This is a genomic window from Actinospineispora eucalypti, assembly GCF_039543365.1.
GTDB classification, from domain to species: domain Bacteria; phylum Actinomycetota; class Actinomycetes; order Mycobacteriales; family Pseudonocardiaceae; genus Pseudonocardia; species Pseudonocardia eucalypti.
In genome coordinates this window covers 1-624 of record NZ_BAABJP010000025.1, presented here as the reverse complement: position 1 = coordinate 624, position 624 = coordinate 1, and the positions used below count along the sequence as shown (strand labels likewise).

General features: G+C 70.2%; 1 protein-coding gene and 1 pseudogene. One reads left to right on the top strand and one right to left on the bottom strand.

Annotated features, from left to right (window positions below):
• A pseudogene (locus ABEB12_RS23260) lies at window positions 1–368 on the top strand (MlaD family protein); the annotation flags it as partial.
• Here ABEB12_RS23260 and ABEB12_RS23255 read toward each other — a convergent pair.
• The coding region (locus ABEB12_RS23255) for an SDR family oxidoreductase (RefSeq protein ID WP_345703070.1) at window positions 346–624 on the bottom strand (279 nt) is incomplete at its 5' end. The pseudogene ABEB12_RS23260 and the gene ABEB12_RS23255 overlap by 23 nt on opposite strands.

Sequence of the window (624 nt, the reverse complement as noted above, 5' to 3'; positions counted from 1 at the left end):
TCCCCACCGCGATGCGGGAGCTGCGCGGCACCACCGACCGGCTGGACACCGTCGTGGACACCGCCGATCCATTCCTGGACGCCGCCAAGCCGGTGCTGGCCGACCTGCGGCCGTTCGCGGCTCACCTGGACGAGGCGTTGCCCGAACTGCGGGCCGCGACCAAGCCTCTGGACCCGGTAACCGACGCGTTGCTGCCCTACCTGCCAGACGTCGCCGCGTTCACCGTGCAGACCCGATCTCTGTTGAGCTTGCAGGACGCCAACTCAGGCATCCTGCGTGCCGCCGTCCCGATCAGCTCGCACTTCCCGCCCCCCACCCTCGGCCCGAACAACGGGATCAAGCCGATCACTGTGCCGGGCGCTCGATAGGTGCACGGGCTAGATCACTCTGGTCCAGCGACTCCGGCAGCACCTGCCCGCCGTCGACGATCAACGCCTGGCCGGTCACGAACGAGGCCTCCGCGCTGGCCAGGTAGACCGCCGCGTGACCGATGTCGTCCACGGTCCCCAGCCGACCGCCCGGGATCGTGCGCTCCATGCTCTGGCGGGCGTCGCCCATCGGGCACAAGCTCGCCGGTCCGACCATCAGCCGTGCCGAGATGCTGGCCACCTGGACCCGCAACGG